Annotated in this window: 22 protein-coding genes; 14 read left to right on the forward strand and 8 right to left on the reverse strand. The window is 72.2% G+C overall.

Annotation, left to right across the window (positions count from 1 at the left end):
• Nucleotides 1–1,165: alpha/beta hydrolase family protein (locus EXE48_RS15145; RefSeq protein WP_137711965.1), on the forward strand; the 1,165-nt coding region annotated here is incomplete at its 5' end.
• A gap of 39 nt (nt 1,166–1,204) precedes the next feature.
• Here EXE48_RS15145 and mce read toward each other — a convergent pair.
• Complete coding sequence (gene mce, locus EXE48_RS15150; protein WP_053771191.1) at nt 1,205–1,591, reverse strand: methylmalonyl-CoA epimerase; 387 nt, start codon at nt 1,589–1,591, stop codon at nt 1,205–1,207.
• 157 nt (nt 1,592–1,748) lie between these two features.
• Between mce and EXE48_RS15155 the strand changes: the two genes are divergently transcribed.
• Entirely contained in the window at nt 1,749–2,552 is an 804-nt protein-coding gene (locus tag EXE48_RS15155; protein ID WP_137711966.1) for a formate/nitrite transporter family protein, read from the forward strand.
• A 46-nt stretch (nt 2,553–2,598) separates the two neighbouring features.
• Here the strand turns inward: EXE48_RS15155 and EXE48_RS15160 are convergent, their stop codons facing one another.
• Nucleotides 2,599–4,272, reverse strand: coding sequence for an acyl-CoA mutase large subunit family protein (locus tag EXE48_RS15160; protein ID WP_053771193.1), 1,674 nt, complete (start codon nt 4,270–4,272; stop codon nt 2,599–2,601).
• Between the two features lie 119 nt (nt 4,273–4,391).
• Between EXE48_RS15160 and EXE48_RS15165 the strand changes: the two genes are divergently transcribed.
• Both EXE48_RS15165 and EXE48_RS15170 read left to right on the forward strand, forming a co-directional pair.
• On the forward strand, nt 4,392–5,057 hold the full coding sequence (locus EXE48_RS15165) for an O-methyltransferase (protein WP_137711967.1): 666 nt from the start codon (nt 4,392–4,394) through the stop codon (nt 5,055–5,057).
• A 46-nt stretch (nt 5,058–5,103) separates the two neighbouring features.
• On the forward strand, nt 5,104–7,743 hold the full coding sequence (locus EXE48_RS15170; RefSeq protein ID WP_137711968.1) for a PAS domain S-box protein: 2,640 nt from the start codon (nt 5,104–5,106) through the stop codon (nt 7,741–7,743).
• Between the two features lie 50 nt (nt 7,744–7,793).
• Here EXE48_RS15170 and EXE48_RS15175 read toward each other — a convergent pair whose 3' ends face one another.
• Together EXE48_RS15175 and EXE48_RS15180 are read right to left on the reverse strand one after the other, a co-directional pair.
• Nucleotides 7,794–8,192, reverse strand: coding sequence for an OsmC family protein (locus tag EXE48_RS15175; protein WP_053771196.1), 399 nt, complete (start codon nt 8,190–8,192; stop codon nt 7,794–7,796).
• Nucleotides 8,193–8,344: 152 nt separating this feature from the next.
• A complete protein-coding gene (locus EXE48_RS15180) occupies nt 8,345–9,067 on the reverse strand; it encodes a metal-dependent hydrolase (protein ID WP_121599371.1) in 723 nt (240 codons plus the stop codon).
• A gap of 105 nt (nt 9,068–9,172) precedes the next feature.
• Here EXE48_RS15180 and EXE48_RS15185 point away from each other — a divergent pair, with 105 nt between their 5' ends.
• The 6 genes from EXE48_RS15185 to EXE48_RS15210 all read left to right on the forward strand — a co-directional run bounded on the left by EXE48_RS15185 (nt 9,173) and on the right by EXE48_RS15210 (nt 15,191).
• Nucleotides 9,173–10,315: a zinc ribbon domain-containing protein gene (locus EXE48_RS15185; protein WP_137711969.1), complete on the forward strand. Its 1,143-nt coding sequence runs from the start codon at nt 9,173–9,175 to the stop codon at nt 10,313–10,315.
• 78 nt (nt 10,316–10,393) lie between these two features.
• Nucleotides 10,394–11,137, forward strand: coding sequence for a fumarylacetoacetate hydrolase family protein (locus tag EXE48_RS15190; RefSeq protein ID WP_137711970.1), 744 nt, complete (start codon nt 10,394–10,396; stop codon nt 11,135–11,137).
• Nucleotides 11,138–11,386: 249 nt separating this feature from the next.
• Entirely contained in the window at nt 11,387–12,823 is a 1,437-nt protein-coding gene (locus EXE48_RS15195) for an HflX-like GTP-binding protein (RefSeq protein WP_137711971.1), read from the forward strand.
• Nucleotides 12,824–12,898: 75 nt separating this feature from the next.
• Entirely contained in the window at nt 12,899–13,993 is a 1,095-nt protein-coding gene (hisC, locus tag EXE48_RS15200) for a histidinol-phosphate transaminase (RefSeq protein WP_137711972.1), read from the forward strand.
• Complete coding sequence (locus EXE48_RS15205; protein WP_137711973.1) at nt 13,990–14,562, forward strand: adenylate kinase family protein; 573 nt, start codon at nt 13,990–13,992, stop codon at nt 14,560–14,562. The genes hisC and EXE48_RS15205 overlap by 4 nt, the downstream gene beginning before the upstream one ends.
• 26 nt (nt 14,563–14,588) lie before the next feature.
• Entirely contained in the window at nt 14,589–15,191 is a 603-nt protein-coding gene (locus EXE48_RS15210; RefSeq protein ID WP_053771203.1) for a CDP-alcohol phosphatidyltransferase family protein, read from the forward strand.
• Nucleotides 15,192–15,342: 151 nt separating this feature from the next.
• On the opposite strand, the gene EXE48_RS18505 is transcribed toward EXE48_RS15210, so the two are convergent.
• Nucleotides 15,343–15,495 carry a hypothetical protein gene (locus EXE48_RS18505; protein WP_158295139.1) on the reverse strand — a complete coding sequence of 51 codons (153 nt, stop codon included), beginning with the start codon at nt 15,493–15,495 and terminating at the stop codon, nt 15,343–15,345.
• A gap of 44 nt (nt 15,496–15,539) precedes the next feature.
• Here EXE48_RS18505 and EXE48_RS15215 point away from each other — a divergent pair, with 44 nt between their 5' ends.
• Nucleotides 15,540–15,776 carry a DUF7120 family protein gene (locus tag EXE48_RS15215; RefSeq protein WP_053771204.1) on the forward strand — a complete coding sequence of 79 codons (237 nt, stop codon included), beginning with the start codon at nt 15,540–15,542 and terminating at the stop codon, nt 15,774–15,776.
• A 37-nt stretch (nt 15,777–15,813) separates the two neighbouring features.
• Here the strand turns inward: EXE48_RS15215 and EXE48_RS15220 are convergent, their stop codons facing one another.
• Nucleotides 15,814–16,998 (reverse strand): MFS transporter, encoded by a 1,185-nt coding sequence (locus tag EXE48_RS15220; protein ID WP_053771205.1) that lies wholly within the window; start codon nt 16,996–16,998, stop codon nt 15,814–15,816.
• Between the two features lie 110 nt (nt 16,999–17,108).
• On the reverse strand, nt 17,109–18,284 hold the full coding sequence (locus tag EXE48_RS15225) for a M24 family metallopeptidase (protein ID WP_121599377.1): 1,176 nt from the start codon (nt 18,282–18,284) through the stop codon (nt 17,109–17,111).
• Between the two features lie 112 nt (nt 18,285–18,396).
• On the opposite strand from EXE48_RS15225, the gene EXE48_RS15230 reads away from it, so the two are divergent.
• The gene (locus EXE48_RS15230) at nt 18,397–19,053 is read left to right on the forward strand and encodes a DUF7978 family protein (RefSeq protein WP_053771207.1); all 657 of its coding nucleotides are present in this window, start codon (nt 18,397–18,399) and stop codon (nt 19,051–19,053) included.
• Nucleotides 19,054–19,324: 271 nt separating this feature from the next.
• Nucleotides 19,325–20,302 (forward strand): transcription initiation factor IIB, encoded by a 978-nt coding sequence (locus EXE48_RS15235; protein ID WP_053771208.1) that lies wholly within the window; start codon nt 19,325–19,327, stop codon nt 20,300–20,302.
• A 51-nt stretch (nt 20,303–20,353) separates the two neighbouring features.
• On the opposite strand, the gene EXE48_RS15240 is transcribed toward EXE48_RS15235, so the two are convergent.
• Nucleotides 20,354–20,569, reverse strand: a complete 216-nt coding sequence (locus tag EXE48_RS15240) for a hypothetical protein (protein ID WP_137704319.1) — start codon at nt 20,567–20,569, stop codon at nt 20,354–20,356.
• Nucleotides 20,570–20,675: 106 nt separating this feature from the next.
• Between EXE48_RS15240 and EXE48_RS15245 the strand changes: the two genes are divergently transcribed.
• On the forward strand, nt 20,676–21,149 hold the full coding sequence (locus EXE48_RS15245; RefSeq protein ID WP_053771210.1) for an NUDIX hydrolase: 474 nt from the start codon (nt 20,676–20,678) through the stop codon (nt 21,147–21,149).
• Nucleotides 21,150–21,259 lie beyond the last annotated feature (110 nt).

Here is a 21,259-nt window from a genome sequence, read left to right on the forward strand (position 1 = left end):
CCCCGGCCATCGCGCGGTCGCGGCCCTGCGCCTCGAGGACGCGCTCGACCGGACGGTCGCCCGCGGCGGCGGGCCGGCGTGGGTCGACGGCGAGATATACGCCCGGATCGCCGACGAGAGCCAGACGCGGCTGGTCCGCCTCGAGACGGACGGCACCGTCGAGCGCGTCTTCGAGGCGCAGGGCCGCGACCGCGCGATGGCCGGGGTCGACGTGGCCGACGACGGGTCGACGGCGGTCGTCGTCCTCTCCGACCCGACCGAGGGCACCGACCTGTACGCGGTCGACGTCGACGACCTCGACGCGGCCACGGAGCCCGACTCCTTCCGGCGGCTCACCCGCGTCAACGAGTCGCTCGTCGACGAGTTCGCGGTCCCGGAGGCGCGGCGCGTCGAGTGGGAGTCCGACGGCTGGACGCTCGACGGCGTGCTCTACCACGACCCCGAGATCGACCCCGAGTCCGGCGACCACCCGCTCGTGGTGGCCATCCACGGCGGGCCCATGTCGTACGACGAGCCCGTCTTCAGCTTCGGTCACGCGGCGCTGACGAGCCGGGGCTACCTCGTCTTCCGCCCGAACTACCGCGGCGGCACCTCGCGCGGCCGCGAGTTCACCGCCGAGCTCACCGGCAAGTGGGGCACCGCGGAGGTCGACGACATCGCCGCGGGCGTCGAGTCGCTCGCGGACCGCGGCTGGGTCGACCCCGACCGCGTGTTCGGCCACGGCTTCTCGTACGGCGGCATCGCGCAGGGGTTCCTGGTCACGCAGGAGCCGGACCTCTTCGCCGCCGCGGCGCCGGAACACGGGATCTACGACATCCGGTCGGCGTTCGGCACGGACGACACGCACGTCTGGATGGAGGCGGAGTTCGGGCTCCCGTGGGAGAACCCCGAGGCGTTCGACGCGTCGACCGCGATCCTCGACGCCGGGAACATCGAGACGCCGCTGCTCGTCATGGCCGGCGGCGAGGACTGGCGCTGTCCCCCGTCGCAGTCGGAGCAGCTGTACGTCGCCGCCCGCAAGCAGGGGGTCGACGCAGAGCTGGTCGTCTACCCGGACGAACACCACAACATCGGCGACCCCGACCGCGCGATCCATCGGCTGGAGAAGATCCTCGACTGGTACGAGGCCCACGACCCGGCGGTCGAGGCCGAGTCCAGGGACTGAGCCGCGCCGTCGGCTTCTCGGGGGCGGCCGTGGGCCGCCTCAGTGCTCGACGAACTCGACCAGCACGCCGCCCGTCGAGCGCGGGTGACAGAAGGCGACCTCGTGGCCCCACGCGCCGGGGCGCGGCTCCTCGTCGACGAGGTCGATGCCGAGGTCGCGGGCGTCGTCGAGCGCGGCCGGGAGGTCGTCGACCGCGAGCGCGACGTGGTGAACGCCGGGTCCCTCGCGGTCGAGGTAGTCCGCGATAGTCCCGCCGGCGTCCGGTTCGAGCAGCTCGAAGTAGCCGCCGCCGTCGAGTTCGAGGAAGACGACGCGCATCCCGTCGAACGTTTCCTCGTGAGCGACCGGGGCGTCGACCAGGCCGCCGAACAGGTCCGCGAGCGCCGTGGCGTCCCGCGTCGCGACGCCGACGTGATCGAAGCGCATACCCGACCGTCGCGGCGCGCGGACATAAATGGCCCCGGGCGGCGCGACCGAGCGGGAACGCGGTCGGGAGACGTGGGCGACTGTCGGTCCCGGCAGCCCGGTCGACCGATGGAAAGTGTTGGGTAGCTCCAGTGACAACGGGCGGCAGAGCCATCCCGTGAGCGACCAGAACCCCGACACGGCCTTAGAGCAGAAGACGTCGCGGACGATCCTCGACTCGATCCTCGACAGCGCCGTCCACGAGATGAACCGCGAGCGGTCCGGGCTGCTGCTCTCCGGGCTGTCCGCCGGGCTCGACATCGGGTTCGGTCCCCTCCTGATGGCCGTCGTACTGACGCTGTCGCCGGGCGGATACGGCGACCTCGGGACCGAGCTGCTGCTGGCGACCGTCTACTCCGTCGGGTTCGTCTTCGTCATCCTCGGTCGGTCGGAGCTGTTCACGGAACACACCATGCTCGCCGTGATCCCCGTGATGGACGGGCAGGCCTCGCTCGGCCAGCTGGGCCGCCTCTGGGGGCTGGTGTACGTCGGGAACCTGATCGGCGGCCTGTCGTTCGCCCTGCTCGCGACCCTGTTGACGCCCGGGCTCGGCGTCGTCGAGGCCGCGGCGTTCGAGGAGATCGCGCTCAAGCTGGTCACCCACGACCTCACGTGGCTGTTCGTCGGCGGCGTGTTCGCCGGGTGGCTGATGGGGCTGCTGGCGTGGCTGATCACGGCCGCCCAGGAGACGACCGGTCGCCTGCTGCTCGTCTTCATCGTCACCGGTACCATCGGGGTGCTCCACCTGCCGCACTCGATCGCGGGCAACGTGGAGGTGCTGTTCGGGCTGTTCTCCTCGCCCGCGATATCGATCGCCGACTACCTCTCGTTCCTCGCGCTCGCGACCGTCGGCAACGCGGTCGGCGGCGGGGTCTTCGTCGCGGCGCTGAAGTACGGCCACGTCGTCAGGGGCGCGGACTGAGCGCGCCGCCGGGGGCGGCTCGGAACCGTCGCCGCCGCCTTCCCGCTCACCGCCCGGGCTTGTACTCGCCGAACTCGTCGCGGAGCACGTCAGATATCTCCTGGACCGTCGCGTACGCCTTCACCGCGTCGACGACGTGGGGCATCACGTTCTCGGACCCCTGCGCGGCCTCGCGGAGCCCCGCGAGCGCCTCGTCGACCGCGTCGTCGTCGCGCTCGGCCTTCACCCCGTTCAGCCGGTCGCGCTGGTTCTGCTCCTGCTCGGGGTCGACCTCTTCCAAGTCCATTTCCGGCTCCTCGTCGACCTCGAACTCGTTGACGCCGACGATGATCCGCTCGCCCTCCTCGATCTCCCGCTGGCGCTCGAAGGCAACGTCCTGGATCTGCCGCTGGACCCAGCCGCTCTCGACGGCCTCTAACATCCCGCCGCGGCGGTCGACCTCTTCGAGGATCTCGAACGCCTCCTCCTCGATCCCGTCGGTGAGGTCCTCGACGTAGTACGAGCCCGCGAGCGGGTCGATCGTGTCGGCCGCACCGGACTCGTGGGCGAGGATCTGCTGCGTGCGGAGCGCGGTGCGCACGGACTTCTCGGTCGGGAGCGCGAGCGCCTCGTCTTTCCCGTTCGTGTGGAGGCTCTGGGTGCCGCCGAGGACCGCCGCGAGCGCCTGATACGAGACGCGGACGACGTTGTTCTCGATCTGCTGGGCGGTGAGCGTCGACCCGCCGGTCTGGGTGTGGAACTTCAGCTGCTTCGACTTGGGGTTCTCCGCGCCGAAGCGCTCGTCCATGATCTGCGCCCACATCCGCCGTGCGGCGCGGAACTTCGCGGCCTCCTCGAAGATGTTGTTGTGGGCGTTGAAGAAGAAGGAGAGCTGCGGGGCGAACTCGTCGACGTCGAGGCCCGCGTCGAGGGCGGCCTCGACGTACTCGATGCCGTCGCCGAGGGTGAAGGCGATCTCCTGGGCCGCGGTCGAGCCGGCCTCGCGGATGTGGTAGCCGGAGATGGAGATGGTGTTGAACTTCGGCGTCTCGGCCGCGCAGAACTCGAAGATGTCCGTGATCAGCCGCATCGACTGCTTCGGCGGGTAGATGTAGAGGTTCCGCGCGATGTACTCCTTCATGATGTCGTTCTGGATGGTCCCCCGGAGCTGGTCGCGCGGGACACCCTGCTTGTCGCCCATCGCGACGTACATCGCGAGGAGGACGGCCGCCGGGGCGTTGATCGTCATCGACGTGGAGACCTCGTCGAGCGGGATGGAGTCGAAGACGGTCTCGAAGTCGTCCAACGTGTCGATGGCGACGCCCGACCGCCCGACCTCCCCCTCGGCCATCGCGGCGTCGGAGTCGTATCCCATCTGCGTCGGGAGGTCGAACGCCATCGACAGGCCCGACGAGCCCTCGTCGATGAGGTAGCGGAAGCGCTCGTTCGTCTCGGCGGCGGTGCCCATCCCGGCGTACTGGCGCATCGTCCACAGCCGCCCCCGGTGCATGGTCGAGTAGACGCCGCGGGTGTACGGCTCCTCCCCGGGGTAACCGAGGTCCTCCCGGTAGTCCACGTCGACGTCGGCGGGCGTGTACAGCGGGTCGACCTCCTGGCCCCCGGTGTCGGTGGTGAACGTCTCCTCCCGCTCGCCGAACCGGTCGACAGTGTCGCCGTAGGTCCCGTCCTCCCACGACTCCTTGGCCTCCCGGATCGCGGCGAGTTCCTCAGGATCGTACATTATTCAACCGGTCGACCGAGCGGGACTTAACAGTTTTCAGGGTCGCCAAGCGCCCGGGCCGGGCTCGGCCCGGCCGGCCCGCCGGTCCGATTTAAGTTTCACGCGTCCGAGACGGCGGTATGGACGTGCTCACCGACCCCGCGCGTCGGTTCTTGGCCGCGACGGCGCCGGAACACACCGAGACGCAGGCGGAGATGGCCGACCTCGCCGACGAGTGGGGCTTCCCGATCATCGGGCCGGAGGCGGGGGCGGTCCTCCGCCTGCTCGCGCGACTGACGGACGCCGACCGCGCCTTCGAGTTCGGCTCCGGCTTCGGCTACTCCGCCACCTGGTTCCTCCGTGGCGGCGCCGGGCACGTGGTGTGTACCGAGTTCGACGCAGACGAGGCCGAACGCGGCGTCTCGTTCGCCGCCGAGGGCGGGTACGCCGACCGCGTCACCTTCGAGGTCGGGGACGCGATGGAGACCGTCGACCGCTACGACGGCCCCTTCGACGTGGTGCTGATCGATCACCAGAAGGAGCGGTACGCGGACGCCTACCGGGCCGTCCTCTCGAAGGTCCGGTCCGGCGGCGTGGTCGTCGCCGACAACATCGCCCGGGGCCCGATCGACTTCGGCGACCTCGTCGACCACTTCGAGGCCGGCGAGCCGCTCCCGGACGCCGCCGTCGACGCCCAGACGCGCGGCGTCGGCGAGTACGTGGGGACCGTCCGCTCGGACGACGCCGTGGAGACGGCGGTCCTCCCCGTCGGCTCCGGCATTTCTGTTTCGACGGTCGTCCGATGAAACCGAGCGAAACGGTTATCATGTCGAGTAGAAAACAACTACGCAGATGAGTCAAGCGGACGGAGCCGGCGGCGACGAGGGGGGACGAGGGGCGTCGCTCGTACGCGTCCTCGTGGTCGACGGCGAACCGGCGTTCGCCGAGACGGCGGCCTCGCGGCTCGAAGCGCGCGACGACCGGTTCGAGGCGGTCACGGTCGAGGGCGCCGAGTCGGCGCTGGACGCGCTGTCGTCGGCGTCGTTCCACTGCGTGGTCTCCGGGTACGAGCTGCCCGAGGCCGACGGCGTCGGGCTGTTAGAGACGGTCCGCGACCGCCACGGCGACGTGCCGTTCGTGCTCTTCACCGGGTCGGGGTCGGAGGCGGTCGCCAGCGACGCCGTCTCGGCCGGCGTCGACGAGTACGTCCGACGGGACGAGCCGGCGGACGAGTTCGCGCGGCTCGCGAGCGCGGTCGCGGACGCGGTCTCCGAGGCGCGCGGCGGTCGCCGCCTGGCCGCGCACCTGGAGCGCACCAGCGACGCGTTCTGTCAGGTCGACCCGGAGTGGCGGCTGACCTACCTCAACGAGCGGGCCGCGGGGTTCGTCGAGCGCGACGCGGACGCGCTGCTCGGCGAGCGGATCTGGGAGCTGTTCCCGGAGGTCGCAGGCACCGAGGCGGAGGCGGCGCTCCGCGAGGTCGTCGAGACCGGCGAGGCGACCGAGTTCGAGCACCACGTCGACCGCCTCGACGCGGAGCTCGCGGTGAACGCCTACCCGACCGCCGACGGGCTGGCGTTGTACTTCCGCGACGTGACGGAGCGCCGGGAGCGCGAGCGGGAGCTCCGGGAGGTCTCGGAGCGGCTCCAGCTTGCCGTCGAAGGGGCCGACGTCGGCGTCTGGGACTGGAACGTGCGGACGGACGAAGTCCGGTTCGACGACCGGTGGGCGGGGATGCTCGGCCACGACATCGACGAGATCGACTTCGACCTGTCGACGTGGGAGGACCGCGTCCACCCCGACGACATCGACGACGCCTGGGACGCCATCGAGGCGCACTTCGCCGGCGAGACCGACCCCTACCAGAGCGACTTCCGCATGCGGACCACGTCGGGCGACTGGAAGTGGATCCGCGACCGGGGCCGCGTCGTGGAGCGGACCGAGGACGGCGAGCCCCTCCGGGCCGTCGGGATCCACATCGACGTCACCGAAGAGAAGGAGCGCGAGCGCGAGCTCGAACGCTACCGCCGCATCGTCGACGAGCTGCCGGAGTCGGTGTGTATCTACGACGCCGACGGCCGCATCGCGCTCGCGAACGACCACATCGCCGACGTGTTCGGCACCGACCCGGAGTCGCTCGTCGGCCGCGAGAGCCGCCTCGTCGAGCGCATACAGGCGGCCGACGGCGACAAGTACGGCGAACTCGTCGAGGGCGAGCGCGACTCGCTGACCGGGACGGTCGAAGTCGACCTCCCGGACGAGCCCGCTGCGATCGTCGACTACGGGCTGACACGGCTCGTCATCGACGGGGAGTTCGACGGGGTGCTCGGCATCTCCCGCAACGTCACCGCCGAGCGGCGCCGACAGCGTCGGCTCGAACGCACCTCCGCGCGCCTGGAGGCCCTCTTCGAGCGCTCGCCGGACATGGTCGACATCCACGACGAAGCGGGGTCGATCGTCGACGCCAACCGCGCGATGACCGACGCGCTCGGGTACGACCGCGAGGAGATAGTCGGGATGGACGTGTGGGAGGTCGACGCCGAACTCGACCCCGAGGAGGGGGTTCGGCTCTGGGAGGGCCTGGAGGTGGACGAGACGGTCCGACTGGAGACGACGTTCGCCCGCGCCGACGGCTCGACGTTCCCCGCCGAGGTCCACGTGCGGCGCATCGACGTCCAGGGCGAGGACCGGTTCCTGGCGAGCAGCCGCGACATCTCCGAGCGGAAGGCGTACGAGCGCCGCATCGAGCGGGAGAACGAGCGGCTCGACGAGTTCGCGAACATCGTCTCGCACGACCTCCGGAACCCGCTCAACGTCCTCTCGGGGTACCTCCGGCTCGCGCGCGAGACGGGGACCGACTCCTACTTCGACCGCTGCGAGCGCGCGCTCGACGAGATGGAGCGGCTGATCGAGGACGTGCTCGCGCTCGCCAAGCAGGGCGAGGCGGTCGGGTCGTTCGACCCCGTCAACCTCGGCGACCTAGCCGCCGGGTACAGCGACGACGCCTTCGGATCGGCGGACGGCGAGGACCCGTTCGGCGACGACGCGGCCGGCGGGGACGAGCCGGACGCGCCGGTCGAGGTCGTGGTGGAGGCCGACGGGGAGATATGCGCCGACCCGGGCCGGGTCCGGCAGCTCCTCGGGAACCTGTATCGAAACGCCGCCGAACACGGCGGGCAGCGCGTCGTCGTCGGCGACCTCCCGGACGGGTTCTACGTCGAGGACGACGGCCCCGGGATCGACGCCGACGAGCGGGACCGGGTGTTCGAGAGCGGCTACACCACCTCCGAGACGGGCACCGGCTTCGGGCTCTCCATCGTCCAGCGCATCGCCGAGGCGCACGGCTGGGAGGTGGCCGTGACGGAGGGGGAACGCGGGGGCGCTCGGTTCGAGTTCACCGGGCTCGACCGCCCGGGGGCGGACGCGGACGGGCCCGCGCCGCCCGCCGACCCCTCGGGCCCGGTCGCCGAAGAGGCGGAGCCGCGGGACTGAGCGGGCGGGGACGGTCGAAAAAAAGCGGGCGTCGACGCGGGAGTCCGGCCTCAGAACGCGCCGGGGTAGACGCTGACGTCGGCGTGGAGCTCCTCGCGGAGCGCGCTGTGGACGTGGCAGATGCCCTCGGCGCGCTCGGCGATGTCGGCGGCGGTCTCGTCGTCGAGGTCGGCCTCGACGTGGACGTCGAAGGCGATCGATTCGAGGTCGTCCTCGTCGTCGAGGTCGGCGCTCGCGTCGATCTGGATCTTGCCGAGGTCCTCCTCGCCGCGCTGGCTCCCGCCGACGCGGAGCGCCGGGAGGTAACAGGAGGCGTACGTCGCGACGAGCGTCGCGTTCGGGTTCGGGCCCGTCTCGTCGGTGGCGTCGATCTGGAGGTCGAACTCGCCGACCTGGCTGGTGCTGGCGTACCCTTCCTCGGAAACCGTGGACGTCTCGATGTCTGCCATAGTCGACCGACCCTTCGTCCTCCCGCCGCTAAAGGCTGCCGACACGGGACGTGAGTGCCGGGGGACGGACGGGGTCGATACAGCGCGGTCGCGTCGCTCCGGACGGGAACGCTGCGAAAAATGGCGGAATCACCGGTGGGGTCGTCGCCCCCTCAGTCGAGCGTGTACGTCTCGTCGCCCTCTAAGACGACGGGTTCGGCGGCGGCGCCCGCGGCCGTCACCTCGTTGACGAACTCGCGGGTCTCGATCTCGATCGGCCCGAACGAGTCGTAGTGCATCGGGAAGACGACGTCGGCGCCCACCCAGTCGGCGGCGATGCCGGCGCCCGCGGGCCCCATGGTGAAGTGGTCGCCGGCGGGCAGGGCGGCGGCGTCCGGTTCGAGGTACGGGGCGATCACGTCGACCATCTCGGACATCAAGCCCGTGTCGCCGGCGTGGTAGAACGTGGTACAGTCGGGGTCCGACTCCTGGGTCGGCTTCTTGTCGCCGACGACGAATCCGGTCGGCATGCCGGCGGAGTAGTCGGGGTCGTTCTCGATGCCGTTCGAGTGGTCCGCGCGGACCATCGTCACCCACGCGTCGCCGCACTCGGCGGTGCCGCCGATGTTCATGCCGCCGGCCGGGAGCGTGTGCTCGTGGCCGAAGTTCTCCTGGACGTAGCCGGTCAGCTCCGGGGTTGCGACCACCGTCGCGTCCGGGAACTCGGCGGCGTCGCCGATGTGGTCCGCGTGTCCGTGGGTCAGGAGGAGGTAGTCGGGGTCGAGGTCCGCGGGGTCGACGTCGGTCTTCGGGTTGTCGAAGAACGGGTCGATGAGCAGCTCCGTGTCCTCGACGACGACGTGCCACGTGGAGTGGCCGTGCCAGGTGAGTTCCATAGTCCGTTCCGTACGTCTCGGCGCGTCGTAATAAAACTCGACGCCGCGGAGGCCGTCGCCCGTCGGCGAAAGCGATTAACCGGAACGGACGCGAACGTCCGGTAGATGCCCTCCCAGACCAGCGAGCCCGGCGGCCCGCCGCCCGCCTGCCCCGCCTGCGGCGAGGCGGTGCCGGACGGGGCGAGCTTCTGCCCCGACTGCGGCGCCGACCTCGACGGCGCCGCGGGCCCCGCGTACTGCGCCGACTGCGGCGCGGCGTTCGACGACGACGACCGGTTCTGTTCGAACTGCGGCGCGTCGCGGTCCGGCGGCGAATCCGCGGCGTCCGAGCGGTCGAGCGGCCGGTCGAAGCGGTCGGACGACCGGTCCACGTCGCGCTCGACCTCGTCGCCGGACGAGAGCGAGCGCGCTTTCCGCCGCCGCGTCCAGGACCACCTCGACGCCGGGTGGGACATCGAACAGGACGCCGGCGACCGGGTGATCCTCGTCGACAGGGGAATCGGCTCCGTCGGCGTCCACGTCCTCCTGTTCCTCTTCACCAGCGGGATCGGGAACCTGCTGTACGGCTGGTGGCACTACTCCAAGCTGGCCGAGCGACGGCGGCTCGTGCGCGGCGACGAGACGCGCGCTCGCCTTCCGTCGAGCGTGGAGAGCGGGGGGACGGTCGAAACCGTCTCCGCGTACCTCCTGAGCGGGTTACTGCTGCTGATCGGCGGCTGGATCGCGTTCCTCTCGTTCGAGTCCGGCACCCCGCCGGTGGCGCTGGTCGGGCTCGCGTTCGCCCTGCTCGGGGCGGGGGCCGCGCCGGCCGTGAGGCGCCGCCTCGGTCGACGGCACGGACTCACCGATTTCGGCCGGCAGCGGACGGTCGATCACCGGGTCGTCCGACCCCCGGAGTCCGTCGACGAGTCCTGCGTCGTCTGCGGCGAGGCGTTCGAGCGCGGCCTCGTCAGGCGTCGCCGCGACGAGACGGTCGTCGCCGGCGTGCCGGTCCGCACCCACGCGATCCGCCACAACCACTACTGTGCCGACTGCGCGCGCTCCGAGCTGTTCGGGGACCGCGTCGGGGCGCCGTCGCTCGACGAAGTAACGGGCGAGGCGGGGGAAGCCACCGACTCGCGCTTCGCCGACGAGGGCTCGGAGACGGACGCCGCGGACGAGGATACCACCGTCGACGCCGCGGACGGCGACGCGACGGACGCGGCGGCGACCGACTCGGTCCGCGAGGCGACCGACTCGACCGAGTGAGCCCGCGAGCACGCCCTGTCACGGTCGTCGCTTGCCTCTCCGGGAACGCTTTTCGGGGGGCCGCCCGTTCGGCCGCGTATGTACCGCGCACGGTTCCGCGACCCGGCCGGATCGATCCGCGAGGGCGAGTACGACCCGGCGACCGACACGGTCGCCTTCGGCGGCGAGGAGTACGCGCTCTCCGACCCCGACATCGACGTGCTCACGCCGACCGACCCGTCGAAGATCGTCTGTATCGGGCGCAACTACGCCGACCACGCCGAGGAGCTCGGCAACGACGTGCCCGACCGCCCGCTGCTCTTCCTCAAGCCGCCGAACGCGGTGGCGAGCCACGGCGACACCGTGACCGTCCCCGCCGGCAAGGACCGGATCGACTGGGAGGCGGAGCTCGCGGTCGTGATCGGCGAGCAGTGTAAGGCGGTCGACGCCGCCGACGCGATGGACGTCGTCGCCGGGTTCACCTGTATGAACGACGTGTCGAACCGCGACGACCAGAACCGCGAGCAGAACTGGGTGCGCGGGAAGGCGTTCGACGGCGCGGCGCCGCTGGGCCCGGTCCTCGCGACGCCCGACGAGGTGCCCACTGACGCGGGCGTCGAGCTCCGCGTCAACGGCGAGACGAAGCAGTCGAGCGACCGCGAGCACATGATCTTCGACGTGCCGACGCTGATCGAGGAGATCACGACGTACCTCACGCTCGAACCCGGCGACGCGATCGCGACGGGCACCCCCGAGGGGGTCGGCGCGCTCGCCGACGGCGACACCGTCGAGGTCGAGGTCGAGGGCGTCGGTACGCTGGAACACGACGTTCGCATCCCCTGACCGGCGCGCCGTTCTGACACCCACGTTTCCGCGTCTCGGTACCACACCGCGTTTCCGGTGAACGCTTATGTGCGAGCCCGCGGAGTCGGAGGTATGGAGACCAGTTCGTTCGTCGACGGCTGCTGACGGTACCGCCGCGGCGCGACGCGGCCGCCCCGTCCGCGAAGCGGGGTCGGTCGCCCGCGCCGCAGCACAGCGACCGGAGCGCGAGACGCTCCCCTCTCCGGGCCGACGCGAGCGCCCGACCGAATGTCACGAGACGACGCCACGACGAACGAGACCGCCGAATCGATCGACACCTCCCCTCTCGACCCCGCCGATCCCGACGCGACCCCCGCCGTCGTCGCGGCCCGGTCCGAGGGCGAGCCGCCTGACACGGCGGAGATCCGGGACCTCGCCGCCGCGGCCGGCTACGCGGTCGTCGGCGAGGTCACACAGCGGCGCCGCGAGGACCCGACCTACGACCTCGGCCGCGGGAAGGCAGAGGAGCTGATGCGGCTCGCGGCCGACGCGGGCGCCGAGGCGGTGATCTACGACGGGGGGCTGTCACCGGGACAGACGTTCTCGCTCGGCGACCTGCTGCCGTCCGGGACCGCGGTGATCGACCGCCCGCGCCTCGCGTTGGAGCTGTTCGCCGACGCCGCCGACTCGCGCGCGGCCGACCGTCAGCTGGAGCTGGCGCGGCTGCGCTACGAGCTCCCCCGGCTCCGGGAGGCGGTCGCCCGCGACGCGAGCGAGGACGTGCGCCTCCAGCCGGAGGGCGACAGCCGCGTGCTCGACGTCGAGAAGCGGATCGAGTCGGCCGAGCGCGCGCTCGACGAGATAGCCGACGACCGGGCGGCCCGACGGGCGGAGCGCCGCGACGCCGGGTTCGACCTCGTCGCGCTCGCGGGGTACACGAACGCCGGGAAGTCGACGCTGGCCCGCCGGCTCGCCGACGAGGTCGACGACCCCGAGTTCGGCGACGGGGGCGGGCCTCGTGACGCCGACCGCGACGACAACGGCGAGGGCGACCCGGCCGAGGGCGACGGGCCGCTCACGGTCGCGGACCGGCCGTTCGAGACGCTCTCGACGATGACGCGCCGGGCGACGGTCGGCGGGCGGCGCGCCCTCGTCACCGACACCGTCGGCCTCCTCGACGGGCTCCCCCTCGAGGCGGTGCGCTCGTTCCGGACGACCATCGACGCGGTCCGAGCGGCCGACTGCGCGGTGCTCGTCGTCGACGCGAGCGACGACCGTGCCGACCTCCGCCGGAAGCTCACGGCGTCGCTGTCGGCGATCGAGGCGACCGACGGGCCCGTGATCCCCGTGCTGTCGAAGGCCGACGAGGTCGGAGCGGACGGGCTCGCGGCCGCGGTCGAGGCCTACGAGGACGCGGTCGCCGACCTGGACCCCCGGGACGCCCCCGTCGTCGACGCGCTCCGCCCGCCGGTCCCGGTCAGCGTCCGCGACGGGACCGGGCTCGCCGACCTCGCGGACGCGGTGGCCGACGCGCTGCCGACGGCGACCGCGACGGTCGAGGCGCCCAACGGCGGCGCCGCCCAGGCCGCGCTCTCGTGGGCGTACGACCGCGGCGTGGTCGCGGGCGTCGACTACGGGAGCGAGACCGTCGCCGTGGAGCTCGCGGGGCGCCCCGACGTGGTCGCCGAGGCGGAGCGGCGGTTCGCCGACGGCCGGTCGTCGTGAACCGCGGGGCGGCCCCGTCGCGAGCCCTCGACCGCCAAGACCACGCTTAAGCCCGCCGGTCCCCGACCCGGTGACATGGAACCACGGGATCTCTCCGATCACTCGCCGTACGTGCCCGGGCGGGGCGTCGAGGAGGTCGCCCGCGATCGCGGGCTCGACCCCGACGACCTCATCAAGCTCTCCTCGAACGAGAACCCGCACGGGCCGAGCCCGGCGGCCGTCGAGGCGATCCGCGAGCACGCCGACCGCGTGAACCAGTACCCGAAGTCCTCGCACACGGACCTCACCGCACGGATCGCCGAGAAGTGGGGCGTCGACGACGGGCAGGTGTGGGTGTCGCCCGGCGCCGACGGCTCGATCGACTACCTCTCGCGGGCCGCCTTAGAGCCCGGCGACGAGGTGCTGGTGCCGAGCCCCGGCTTCGCCTACTACGCGATGTCCTCGCGGTACCACCACGGCGAGGTGACGGAGTACGAGCTCTCCCCGGCCGACGGGTTCGCGCAGGACGCCGAGACGGTGCTGTCCGCCTACGGCGGCGAGCGGATCGTCTACCTCACCTCGCCGCACAACCCCTCCGGCTCGACGATCCCGCTGGACGAGGTCGAGGCGGTCGCCGACGCGACCGCCGAGGAGACGCTCGTCGTCGTCGACGAGGCGTACGGGGAGTTCACCGACGTGGACAGCGCGATCCCGCTCGCCGACGAGCGCGACGACGTGGCGGTCCTCCGCACCTTCTCGAAGGCGTACGGCCTCGCCGGGCTCCGGATCGGCTACGGCGTCGTCCCGGAGGCGTGGGGCGAGGCGTACGCCCGCGTCAACACGCCGTTCGCGGCCAACGAGCTGGCCTGCCGCGCCGCGCTCGCCGCGCTCGACGACGAGGGGCACGTCGAGAAGTCCGTCGAGTCCGCGCGCTGGGCCCGCGAGTACATCGCGGACGAGCTCGACGCGCCCACCGTCGACTCCGCGGGGAACTTCGTCCTCGCCGCGGTCGGCGACGGCGAGCGCGTCGCCGAGGCCGCTCAGGAGCGCGGCGTCATCGTCCGCGACTGCACCTCGTTCGGCCTCCCGGAGCACGTCCGCGTCTCCACGGGGACGCGCGAGGAGACCCGCGAGGCGGTCGCCCTCCTCAACGAGACGCTGGCGGACCTCGAACTCGGTGTCAGCGCGTGAGCGACGACGCTGAGGCCGCGGCGCGGGCCGACGCGGAGGAGAGAACCGACCGCGGCCGGGCCGACCGCGTCGCCGTCACGGGCACCCCCGGAACCGGCAAGTCGACCGCGACGGCGCTCTTAGAGGACGAGTACGACGTGATCCACCTCAACGAGCGGATCAAGTCGGACGACGACCTCTGGACCGAGCGCGACGCCGACCGCGACACGCTCGTCGCCGACCTCGACGCGGTCCGCGATCACCTCGGCGACTGGACCGGCGTCCTCGACTCCCACCTCGCGCACCGGTTCGACGTCGACCGCGTCGTCGTGTTGCGCTGTCGCCCGGAGGCGATCGAGTCCCGCCTCGCCGAGCGCGGCGAGTCGTCGGAGACGGCCGCCGAAAACGCGGAGAGCGAGGCGCTCGACGTGATCCTCTCCGAGGCCGTGGCGGAACACGGCGCGGAGAACGTCTACGAGGTCGACGCGACCGACCGCGAGCCCGCGGCGGTCGCCGACGCGATCCGCGCGGCGGTCGAGGGCGAGCGCGAGCCGAGCGCCGGCACCGTGGACTTCATCGATTATATATGAGCCGGCCGCGAGCGTCGAGACGGTAGATGACCCTCGACCAGTACCGCTCGGTGGCGGACCGCCTGCTCGGCCCGTGGGTGTCGGCGGCCGACAGGCTCGGCCTCTCGCCCGACCAAGTGAGCGTGATCGCCTTCCTCGTCGCGGTGGGGGCCGCCGCCGCCTTCGCCCTCGGGTCGGCGCCCCTGTACGCGACCGGCGCGCTGCTCGTCCTCCTCAACGGCTGGCTCGACGTCGTCGACGGCGCGCTCGCGCGGCACCAGGGCGTCGCCTCCGACGGCGGCGACTTCCTCGACCACGTCCTCGACCGCTACGCCGACGTGGCGATCATCGCCGGGCTCACGGCGGGCGTCGAGGCGTACGCGCTCGGCTTCGCCGCGGTCACGGGCGTCCTCCTCACCTCGTACCTCGGCACGCAGATCCAGGCGGTCGGCATCGGCCGCGAGTACGGCGGGCTCCTCGGCCGGGCCGACCGCCTCGCGCTCGCCGGGATCGTCGGCGTGGTCGCCGCGGTCTACTCCGCGCCGATCGTCGCCGGACTGAACGTCGTCGGCCTGCTGCTCGCGCTGTTCGCCGCGGTCGGCCACCTCACCGCGGTCCAGCGGTTCCTCGGCGCCTGGCGGGACCTGTAACCGGCCCCGCGACGAACTCGTCGTAGCCGTCGAACAGGTCCTCGTCGTCGGCGCCGAAGGGCGACGGGAAGCCCGGCATACTCGAGTCCTGTCACCCCGTCGGGGGACCCTTGACCCCGCAGATGTTCGGGCCGTCGCGGCCGGTCGGCCCTCAGCCGCTCTCGTCCGCTTCCGAGCGCAGGTCCCGCGCCTCTGCCTGAGCGCTGTCGACGGCGTCGCGGACGATACGACGGCCGCCGTCGGCCGCCTCGATCACCGTCTCGCCGCCGTCGGTCGCTGTGATCCCCCTCCGTAGACGCGCCACGCAACGAGGGAACGATTTAAAAGCGTCCGGTCGGAACGAGGGGTATGCCCACTTTCGAGCTGAACCTCTCGGACGACGTGTACGCGGAGTTTCAGCAGCTGGCGGACGAGGAGTTCGTCTCCGAGGAGCAGGCCGCGGAGGACCTGATCGCGTCCGGTATCGAGGCGTACAACGTGAGCGTGGTCGACGAGGAGCCCCGCGACGAGATGCTCGACGGCGCCGAGAACAACATGTTCGACACCGCGGAGGACCCGGGCAGCATCGAGGACGACCGCCTCTGAGGCGGCACGGGGCTCTCGCGGCTCGCCTTTCTCCGGCTCAGTACTTCGTCCCGAGCAGCCGGTTCGCCGACAGCGTCGCCAGCCCCAGCGCCATCACGCCCGCGAGCAGCCCGAACGCGACGGGCCACCCGGCGGCGTCCGAGACGGCGCCGACGACGACGCTGCCGGTGGCGCCCGTCACCATGTAGGCGGTCCGGACGAGCCCGAAGCCGGCGCCCCGCTCGGCGTCGGACAGCAGGTCCATGAACCGCGACTGGATCGGCGCGCCCCACGACATCGCGAGGCCGACGAGGCCAACGGCCGGGACCGACACGAGGAGGCCCAGGTCGAGCGTCGCGGCCGCGGCGAGGGCCCCGTAGCCGACGACGCCGGCGCCCATCGTCACCATCGCCGTGGCGTCGCGTCCGATCCGGTCGGACACCGAGCCGGTCACCGGCTGGGTGCCGCCGTGGACGAGGAAGTACGCGGAGAACAGCAGCGCCGACAGCGCGCTCGACAGGCCGGTCCCGACCTCGAGGAACGTCGGGAGGAACGAGGCGGTCGCCTGCCACGTGAACGCCCCCATCGTCGCGAGCGCGGTCGTGTAGAGGATCCGCGGCCGCGAGAGCAGTTCGACGAGCGGGCCGACGGCGAACCGCTCGCCGATCGGCTGGTCCGGCCGGAGGGGTTCGGTCGGTCGGACCCGCCACGCGAACAGGACGAAGACGGGGACCGCCACCGCGGCGCCGAGGAGCACGCCGGCGCGCCAGCCGTACCGCGACCCGACGAGCGCGGCGGCGGGCGGCGCGGCGAGCCCCGCGAGCGGGCCGCCGGCGACGTGGACGCCGATGGCGCGGCCCGTGTCGTCGAACTGCCGGGTGAGGAACGTCGTCGCGACCGAGTAGTGGAGGCCCGCGCCGACGCCGAGCGCGGCTGCGAACAGCCCGAAGGCGAGCATCGAGGGCGACGCGGCGAGGAGGACGGAGGCGACCGCGGTGGCGCCGACGGCGGCGAGGATGACGCGGCGCTCGCCGTAGCGGTCGCCGAGGACGCCGGAGGGGAACTGCGCCAGCGCGTAGGTGAGCCACATCCCGCTCAAGGCGAGCCCGACCGTGCCGTTCGTCACGCCGAACCGGGCAGTGATCTCCGGGACGAGCGGGCTCACGACGAGCCGCGCCACCATCGTCCCGGTGAACGCGAGCGTACAGAGCGCGAGCGCCGTGTGTTCGTACCGCCAGTTCACGGTCGCCGTACCGGGTACGGGTCAAAGCGGCTTCCGATCGCGGTCAGACGGGCCGGATGTCGCGCGACGCCGGCGGCGGTCCGGGACGCCCCCCGGCGCCCAGCAACGGTTCACTCCGCGACGAACTCGATCGGGTAGTCGGTGAGGTTCTCGTACCCGTCCTCGGTGACGACGACGAGGTCCTCGATCCGGACGCCGCCGACAGCGGGGTCGTAGAGGCCGGGCTCGACGGTGATCACGTGGCCCGGCTCCAACTCCTCGCCACCGCTCGCGAGCCGCGGCGACTCGTGGACGTCGAGGCCGATCCCGTGCCCGGTCGAGTGGATGAACCCGGTCTCGGTCTCGGGGTCCGTGCGGAACGTCGGCTCGCCGGCCTCCTCGTACACCTCGCAGGCGGCGGCGTGGACCTCCTCGCCCGTGGCGCCCGGCTCGACCGCGTCCAGCGCGGCGCCCAGCGCGCGCTCGGTGAGGTCGTACCACTCGCGGAGGGTCTCGCTCGGCTCGCCGACGCAGAACGTCCGCGTCATGTCGGCGTTGTACTTCGACGCCTTCGAGCGCGGGAAGATGTCGACGATGATCGCCTCGTCCGCGCGGAGCGGGCCGGAGCCGCGGTCGTGCGGGTCGGCGGCCTGCGCGCCGCCGGCGACGATCGTCTCGTCGAGCGCGCAGCCGTGGCGCAGCAGCGTCACCTCTATCTCCTCGGTCACGCGCTCGCTGGTGAGCGGCTCGCCGTCGCGGAGGAGGACGCCCGCCTCCGCGTCGTCGCCCTCGCCCGCCACGTCGGCGCCGGCGATCAGCTCCTCGGCGGCCCGCATCGCGGCCTCGTTCGCCTTCTGCGCGTCGCGGATCGCGTCGACCTCGTCGTCGGTCTTCACGGCGCGGACCGCTTGGAGCCGGTCGTCGGCGTCGACCGCGACCTCGATCCCGCGGTCGCGGAGGGCGTCCGCGGTACCGACCGGGCCGCGCGGCGGCATCGAGACGGACTCGACGCCCTTGTCGCGGACGAACGCCGCGTACATGTCGTTGCGCTCCTCGCGCCCGCCGTACTCGTAGTCGTAGTCGGCGTGGCGTTCGACGGTGTCGGCCGCCGCCTCCGTCGTCGCCCGGCCGTACTCCAGCCCGCTGACGAGGACGTGGACCTCGCCGTCGGCGTAGAGGGTGAGGAACGGGTCGGGGCCGGTGAACCCGGAGAGGTACAGCTGGTTGGCGTCCTCCTGCGAGGCGTCGAGGAGGTAGCCGTCGGTGTCGAGGTCCGCGAGGCGGTCGTCGAGCCGCGTTCGGTTCATAGGCGTGCTGCTCGCGCGACGCCCAAAGCGGTTGTCCTCGCGGAACCGATCGCCGCTCCGCCCGCGGCCCGTGAGAAGACATATCCCGCTCGCTCGGGAACGCCGGAGCGAGATGGCGACCGACGGCAGAACGACGGTCGGCTCGCTGGTGTCGCTCCCGGCGGGGTGGTTCCCCGTCGCCGCCGCCTGCGGGGCCGGCGCGGCGCTGCTCGGACTCGGGCTCACGCGGGTCGGACTCGCGGTCGCCGGCGTGTCGCCGGGGGACTCGGCGGTCGCCCGGTGGATGGTCGGGGGACCGGTCTCGGCGGTCGAGGGGTCGATCTGGTTCCTCTTCGACGCGCACTGGGTCCGGACGCGGACGGGTCCCGGGCTGTCGGACCTCGTCGTCTTCGGGCGCCCGCTGATACAGGCCGACGCCGCGCTGTGGCCGCTCCGGGCCGTCCCGCTCGTCGTCGCCCTCGGCGGCGCGGCCACCGTCCGATACCTCGGCGTCGGCGACACGCTCGCCGGCGCCGTGACCGGCGCGGGCACGGCGCTCGGGTACCTCCCGGCGATGCTCGCGCTGCGGGCGCTCTCCCGCGTGCCGCTCACGCGCCACGCGTCCGACGGGCGGGTACCGATCTCCGACGCCGACGGGATCCCGGCCTCGGAGGCGGCCGGCGTCGCCGCCGGCCCCGACCTCGCCTCGAGCGTCGCGCTGGTGACCGGGCTGGCCGTGATCCTCGGCTCCCTCGCCGGCGCCGTCGCGGCCGCCGCGACCGGGGAGTGACCGGCGGGCCGGCGGCCTCGAACGCCGCCCCGTCCGGCGCGAAACGCCTATATACCAACTCCCGCGTTCGCGCCGTCGATCGCGCTTCCAGCGCGGGTCAGTCGGTCCCGTCGAGAATTCCGAATTGTACAGGGTTCTACACGCCGTTTTCGGCCGTGTCCTCGCGACGCCAGATACGCGAACATTTAAGTGCGTCGGTCACTTACCCGAAGGTGAGGAAACCACCGAGACCCGTCTCTCGGTTTCGTTGTTCCCTCCACGCACCAAACCAATGAGCGAGAACCTTCGAACGTACACGACCGAGAACGTCGACGACGAGAGCGAGACCGAGTCGACGACCGAAGACGAGGAGCTGCGGTGCCCCGAGTGCGGCGGGCAGTTAGCGACCGACACGGAGCACGGCGAGACCGTCTGCGTCGACTGCGGGCTCGTCGTCGAGGAGGACGAGATCGACCGCGGGCCGGAGTGGCGCGCGTTCGACTCCAAGGAGAAGGACAACAAGTCGCGCGTCGGCGCCCCGACGACGAACATGATGCACGACAAGGGGCTCTCGACGAACATCGGCTGGCAGGACAAAGACGCCTACGGCAAGTCGCTGTCCAGCCGCCAGCGCGAGAAGATGCAGCGGCTGCGGACCTGGAACGAGCGCTTCCGCACCCGCGACTCCAAGGAGCGCAACCTCAAGCAGGCGCTCGGCGAGATCGACCGGATGGCGAGCGCGCTCGGGCTCCCGGACAACGTCCGCGAGACCGCGTCGGTCATCTACCGCCGCGCGCTCGACGAGGACCTCCTCCCCGGCCGCTCCATCGAGGGCGTCTCCACCGCCTCGCTGTACGCCGCCGCCCGGCAGGCGGGGACGCCGCGAAGCCTCGACGAGATCGCGGGGGTCTCCCGGGTCGAGAAGGACGAGATCGCCCGGACGTACCGCTACGTCGTTCGCGAGCTCAAGCTGGAGATCCAGCCCGCCGACCCCGAGAGCTACGTGCCCCGGTTCGCCTCCGACCTCGGCCTCTCCGACGAGGCCGAGCGCCGGGCCCGCAGCCTGCTCGACACGGCGAAGGAGCAGGGGATCCACTCCGGCAAGTCGCCGGTCGGGCTCGCCGCGGCCGCCGTCTACGCCGCCTCGCTGCTCGTCAACGAGAAGGTGACCCAGAGCGAGGTCAGCGAGGTCGCGAACATCAGCGAGGTCACCATCCGGAACCGTTACCACGAGCTCCTCGAGGCCGAGGACTCGGTCGCGCTGAACTGACGCCGCCGCTGCGCGGCCGCCCGTCGCCGCGTTCGAAGGACGCTCGCCGGTTCACCCGCTTTCTTCGCCGTCCCAGTACCCCACGTCGTCGCCGATCCGGTAGTACCCCGACAGCGACCGTTCGGCGTCGCCCCCGGGCGGCAGCTCGTAGAGGCTACGGCCGAGGTCCGCGCCGCCCGCCGCGGCGTCCGGCCGCTTCCGTCGCCACGCGGCGTCGTCCGCGTCGGTCGTCGTCCACGACAGGTCGTCCGCGTCGAACGGCGGCATATCTAACGGTCACGCCGGACCCTCAATGGCGTTCGCGTCGCCGGAGCGGAGTCGGCCTCGCGCCGGGAGCCGAAACCGCGAAGGCGACGCGTCGCCACCCGGAACCATGGAGACGACTCGCCACTTCACGGCGACGACCTACATCGTCAACGACGGGGCGACCGCCCTTCACGAGCACGAGCGGCTGGGGATCACGCTGCCGCCCGGGGGCCACGTCGACCGCGACGAGCTGCCGCACGAGGCCGCGCGGCGCGAGGTCCGCGAGGAGACGGGGCTGACCCCCGAGCTGGTCGCGACGGAGTCGGCGATCACGGGCCCGAACACTCGGGGGCTCCCGGAGCCGGCCCACCTCATGCTCCACGACATCAACGTCCACGAGGACGGGTCGGTGGGCCATCAGCACGTCGACCACCTCTACTACGCCCGCGTCGACTCGCGGGAGATCGCCCCCGACGGCGACGACGAGGTGGACCCGGCGCGCTGGCGCTGGTACACCGCCGCGGAGCTGGCGGCGAGCGACCTCCCGGACGACGTCGTCGACCTCGGCCGCGAGGCTATCGCCGCCGTCGGCACGGACTGACCGGGCCGGGCGTCGCGCCGAGACGTCCGGCCCGCCGTCGAGCGGTTCGGTCCGCCGCGCGCGGCGTCAGACGGCCGTCTCACGCTCCGGAAGGTATTTGAGTCGGTGTT

It is taken from the genome of Halorubrum sp. ASP1 (genome assembly GCF_005435135.1).
Lineage (GTDB): Archaea > Halobacteriota > Halobacteria > Halobacteriales > Haloferacaceae > Halorubrum > Halorubrum tropicale.

Bases quoted from the DNA above. Each gene is read 5' to 3' on its own strand.
- mce (WP_053771191.1), bottom strand. From the start codon at position 1,591: ATGCGCTTCGATCACGTCGGCGTCGCGACGCGGGACGCCACGGCGCTC.
- EXE48_RS15210 (WP_053771203.1), top strand. From the start codon at position 14,589: ATGACCCTCGACCAGTACCGCTCGGTGGCGGACCGCCTGCTCGGCCCG.
- EXE48_RS15170 (WP_137711968.1), top strand. From the start codon at position 5,104: ATGAGTCAAGCGGACGGAGCCGGCGGCGACGAGGGGGGACGAGGGGCG.
- EXE48_RS15190 (WP_137711970.1), top strand. From the start codon at position 10,394: ATGTACCGCGCACGGTTCCGCGACCCGGCCGGATCGATCCGCGAGGGC.
- EXE48_RS15175 (WP_053771196.1), bottom strand. From the start codon at position 8,192: ATGGCAGACATCGAGACGTCCACGGTTTCCGAGGAAGGGTACGCCAGC.
- EXE48_RS15245 (WP_053771210.1), top strand. From the start codon at position 20,676: ATGGAGACGACTCGCCACTTCACGGCGACGACCTACATCGTCAACGAC.
- EXE48_RS15230 (WP_053771207.1), top strand. From the start codon at position 18,397: ATGGCGACCGACGGCAGAACGACGGTCGGCTCGCTGGTGTCGCTCCCG.
- EXE48_RS15225 (WP_121599377.1), bottom strand. From the start codon at position 18,284: ATGAACCGAACGCGGCTCGACGACCGCCTCGCGGACCTCGACACCGAC.
- EXE48_RS15180 (WP_121599371.1), bottom strand. From the start codon at position 9,067: ATGGAACTCACCTGGCACGGCCACTCCACGTGGCACGTCGTCGTCGAG.
- EXE48_RS15215 (WP_053771204.1), top strand. From the start codon at position 15,540: ATGCCCACTTTCGAGCTGAACCTCTCGGACGACGTGTACGCGGAGTTT.
- hisC (WP_137711972.1), top strand. From the start codon at position 12,899: ATGGAACCACGGGATCTCTCCGATCACTCGCCGTACGTGCCCGGGCGG.
- EXE48_RS15160 (WP_053771193.1), bottom strand. From the start codon at position 4,272: ATGTACGATCCTGAGGAACTCGCCGCGATCCGGGAGGCCAAGGAGTCG.
- EXE48_RS15185 (WP_137711969.1), top strand. From the start codon at position 9,173: ATGCCCTCCCAGACCAGCGAGCCCGGCGGCCCGCCGCCCGCCTGCCCC.
- EXE48_RS15240 (WP_137704319.1), bottom strand. From the start codon at position 20,569: ATGCCGCCGTTCGACGCGGACGACCTGTCGTGGACGACGACCGACGCG.
- EXE48_RS15165 (WP_137711967.1), top strand. From the start codon at position 4,392: ATGGACGTGCTCACCGACCCCGCGCGTCGGTTCTTGGCCGCGACGGCG.
- EXE48_RS15195 (WP_137711971.1), top strand. From the start codon at position 11,387: ATGTCACGAGACGACGCCACGACGAACGAGACCGCCGAATCGATCGAC.
- EXE48_RS15235 (WP_053771208.1), top strand. From the start codon at position 19,325: ATGAGCGAGAACCTTCGAACGTACACGACCGAGAACGTCGACGACGAG.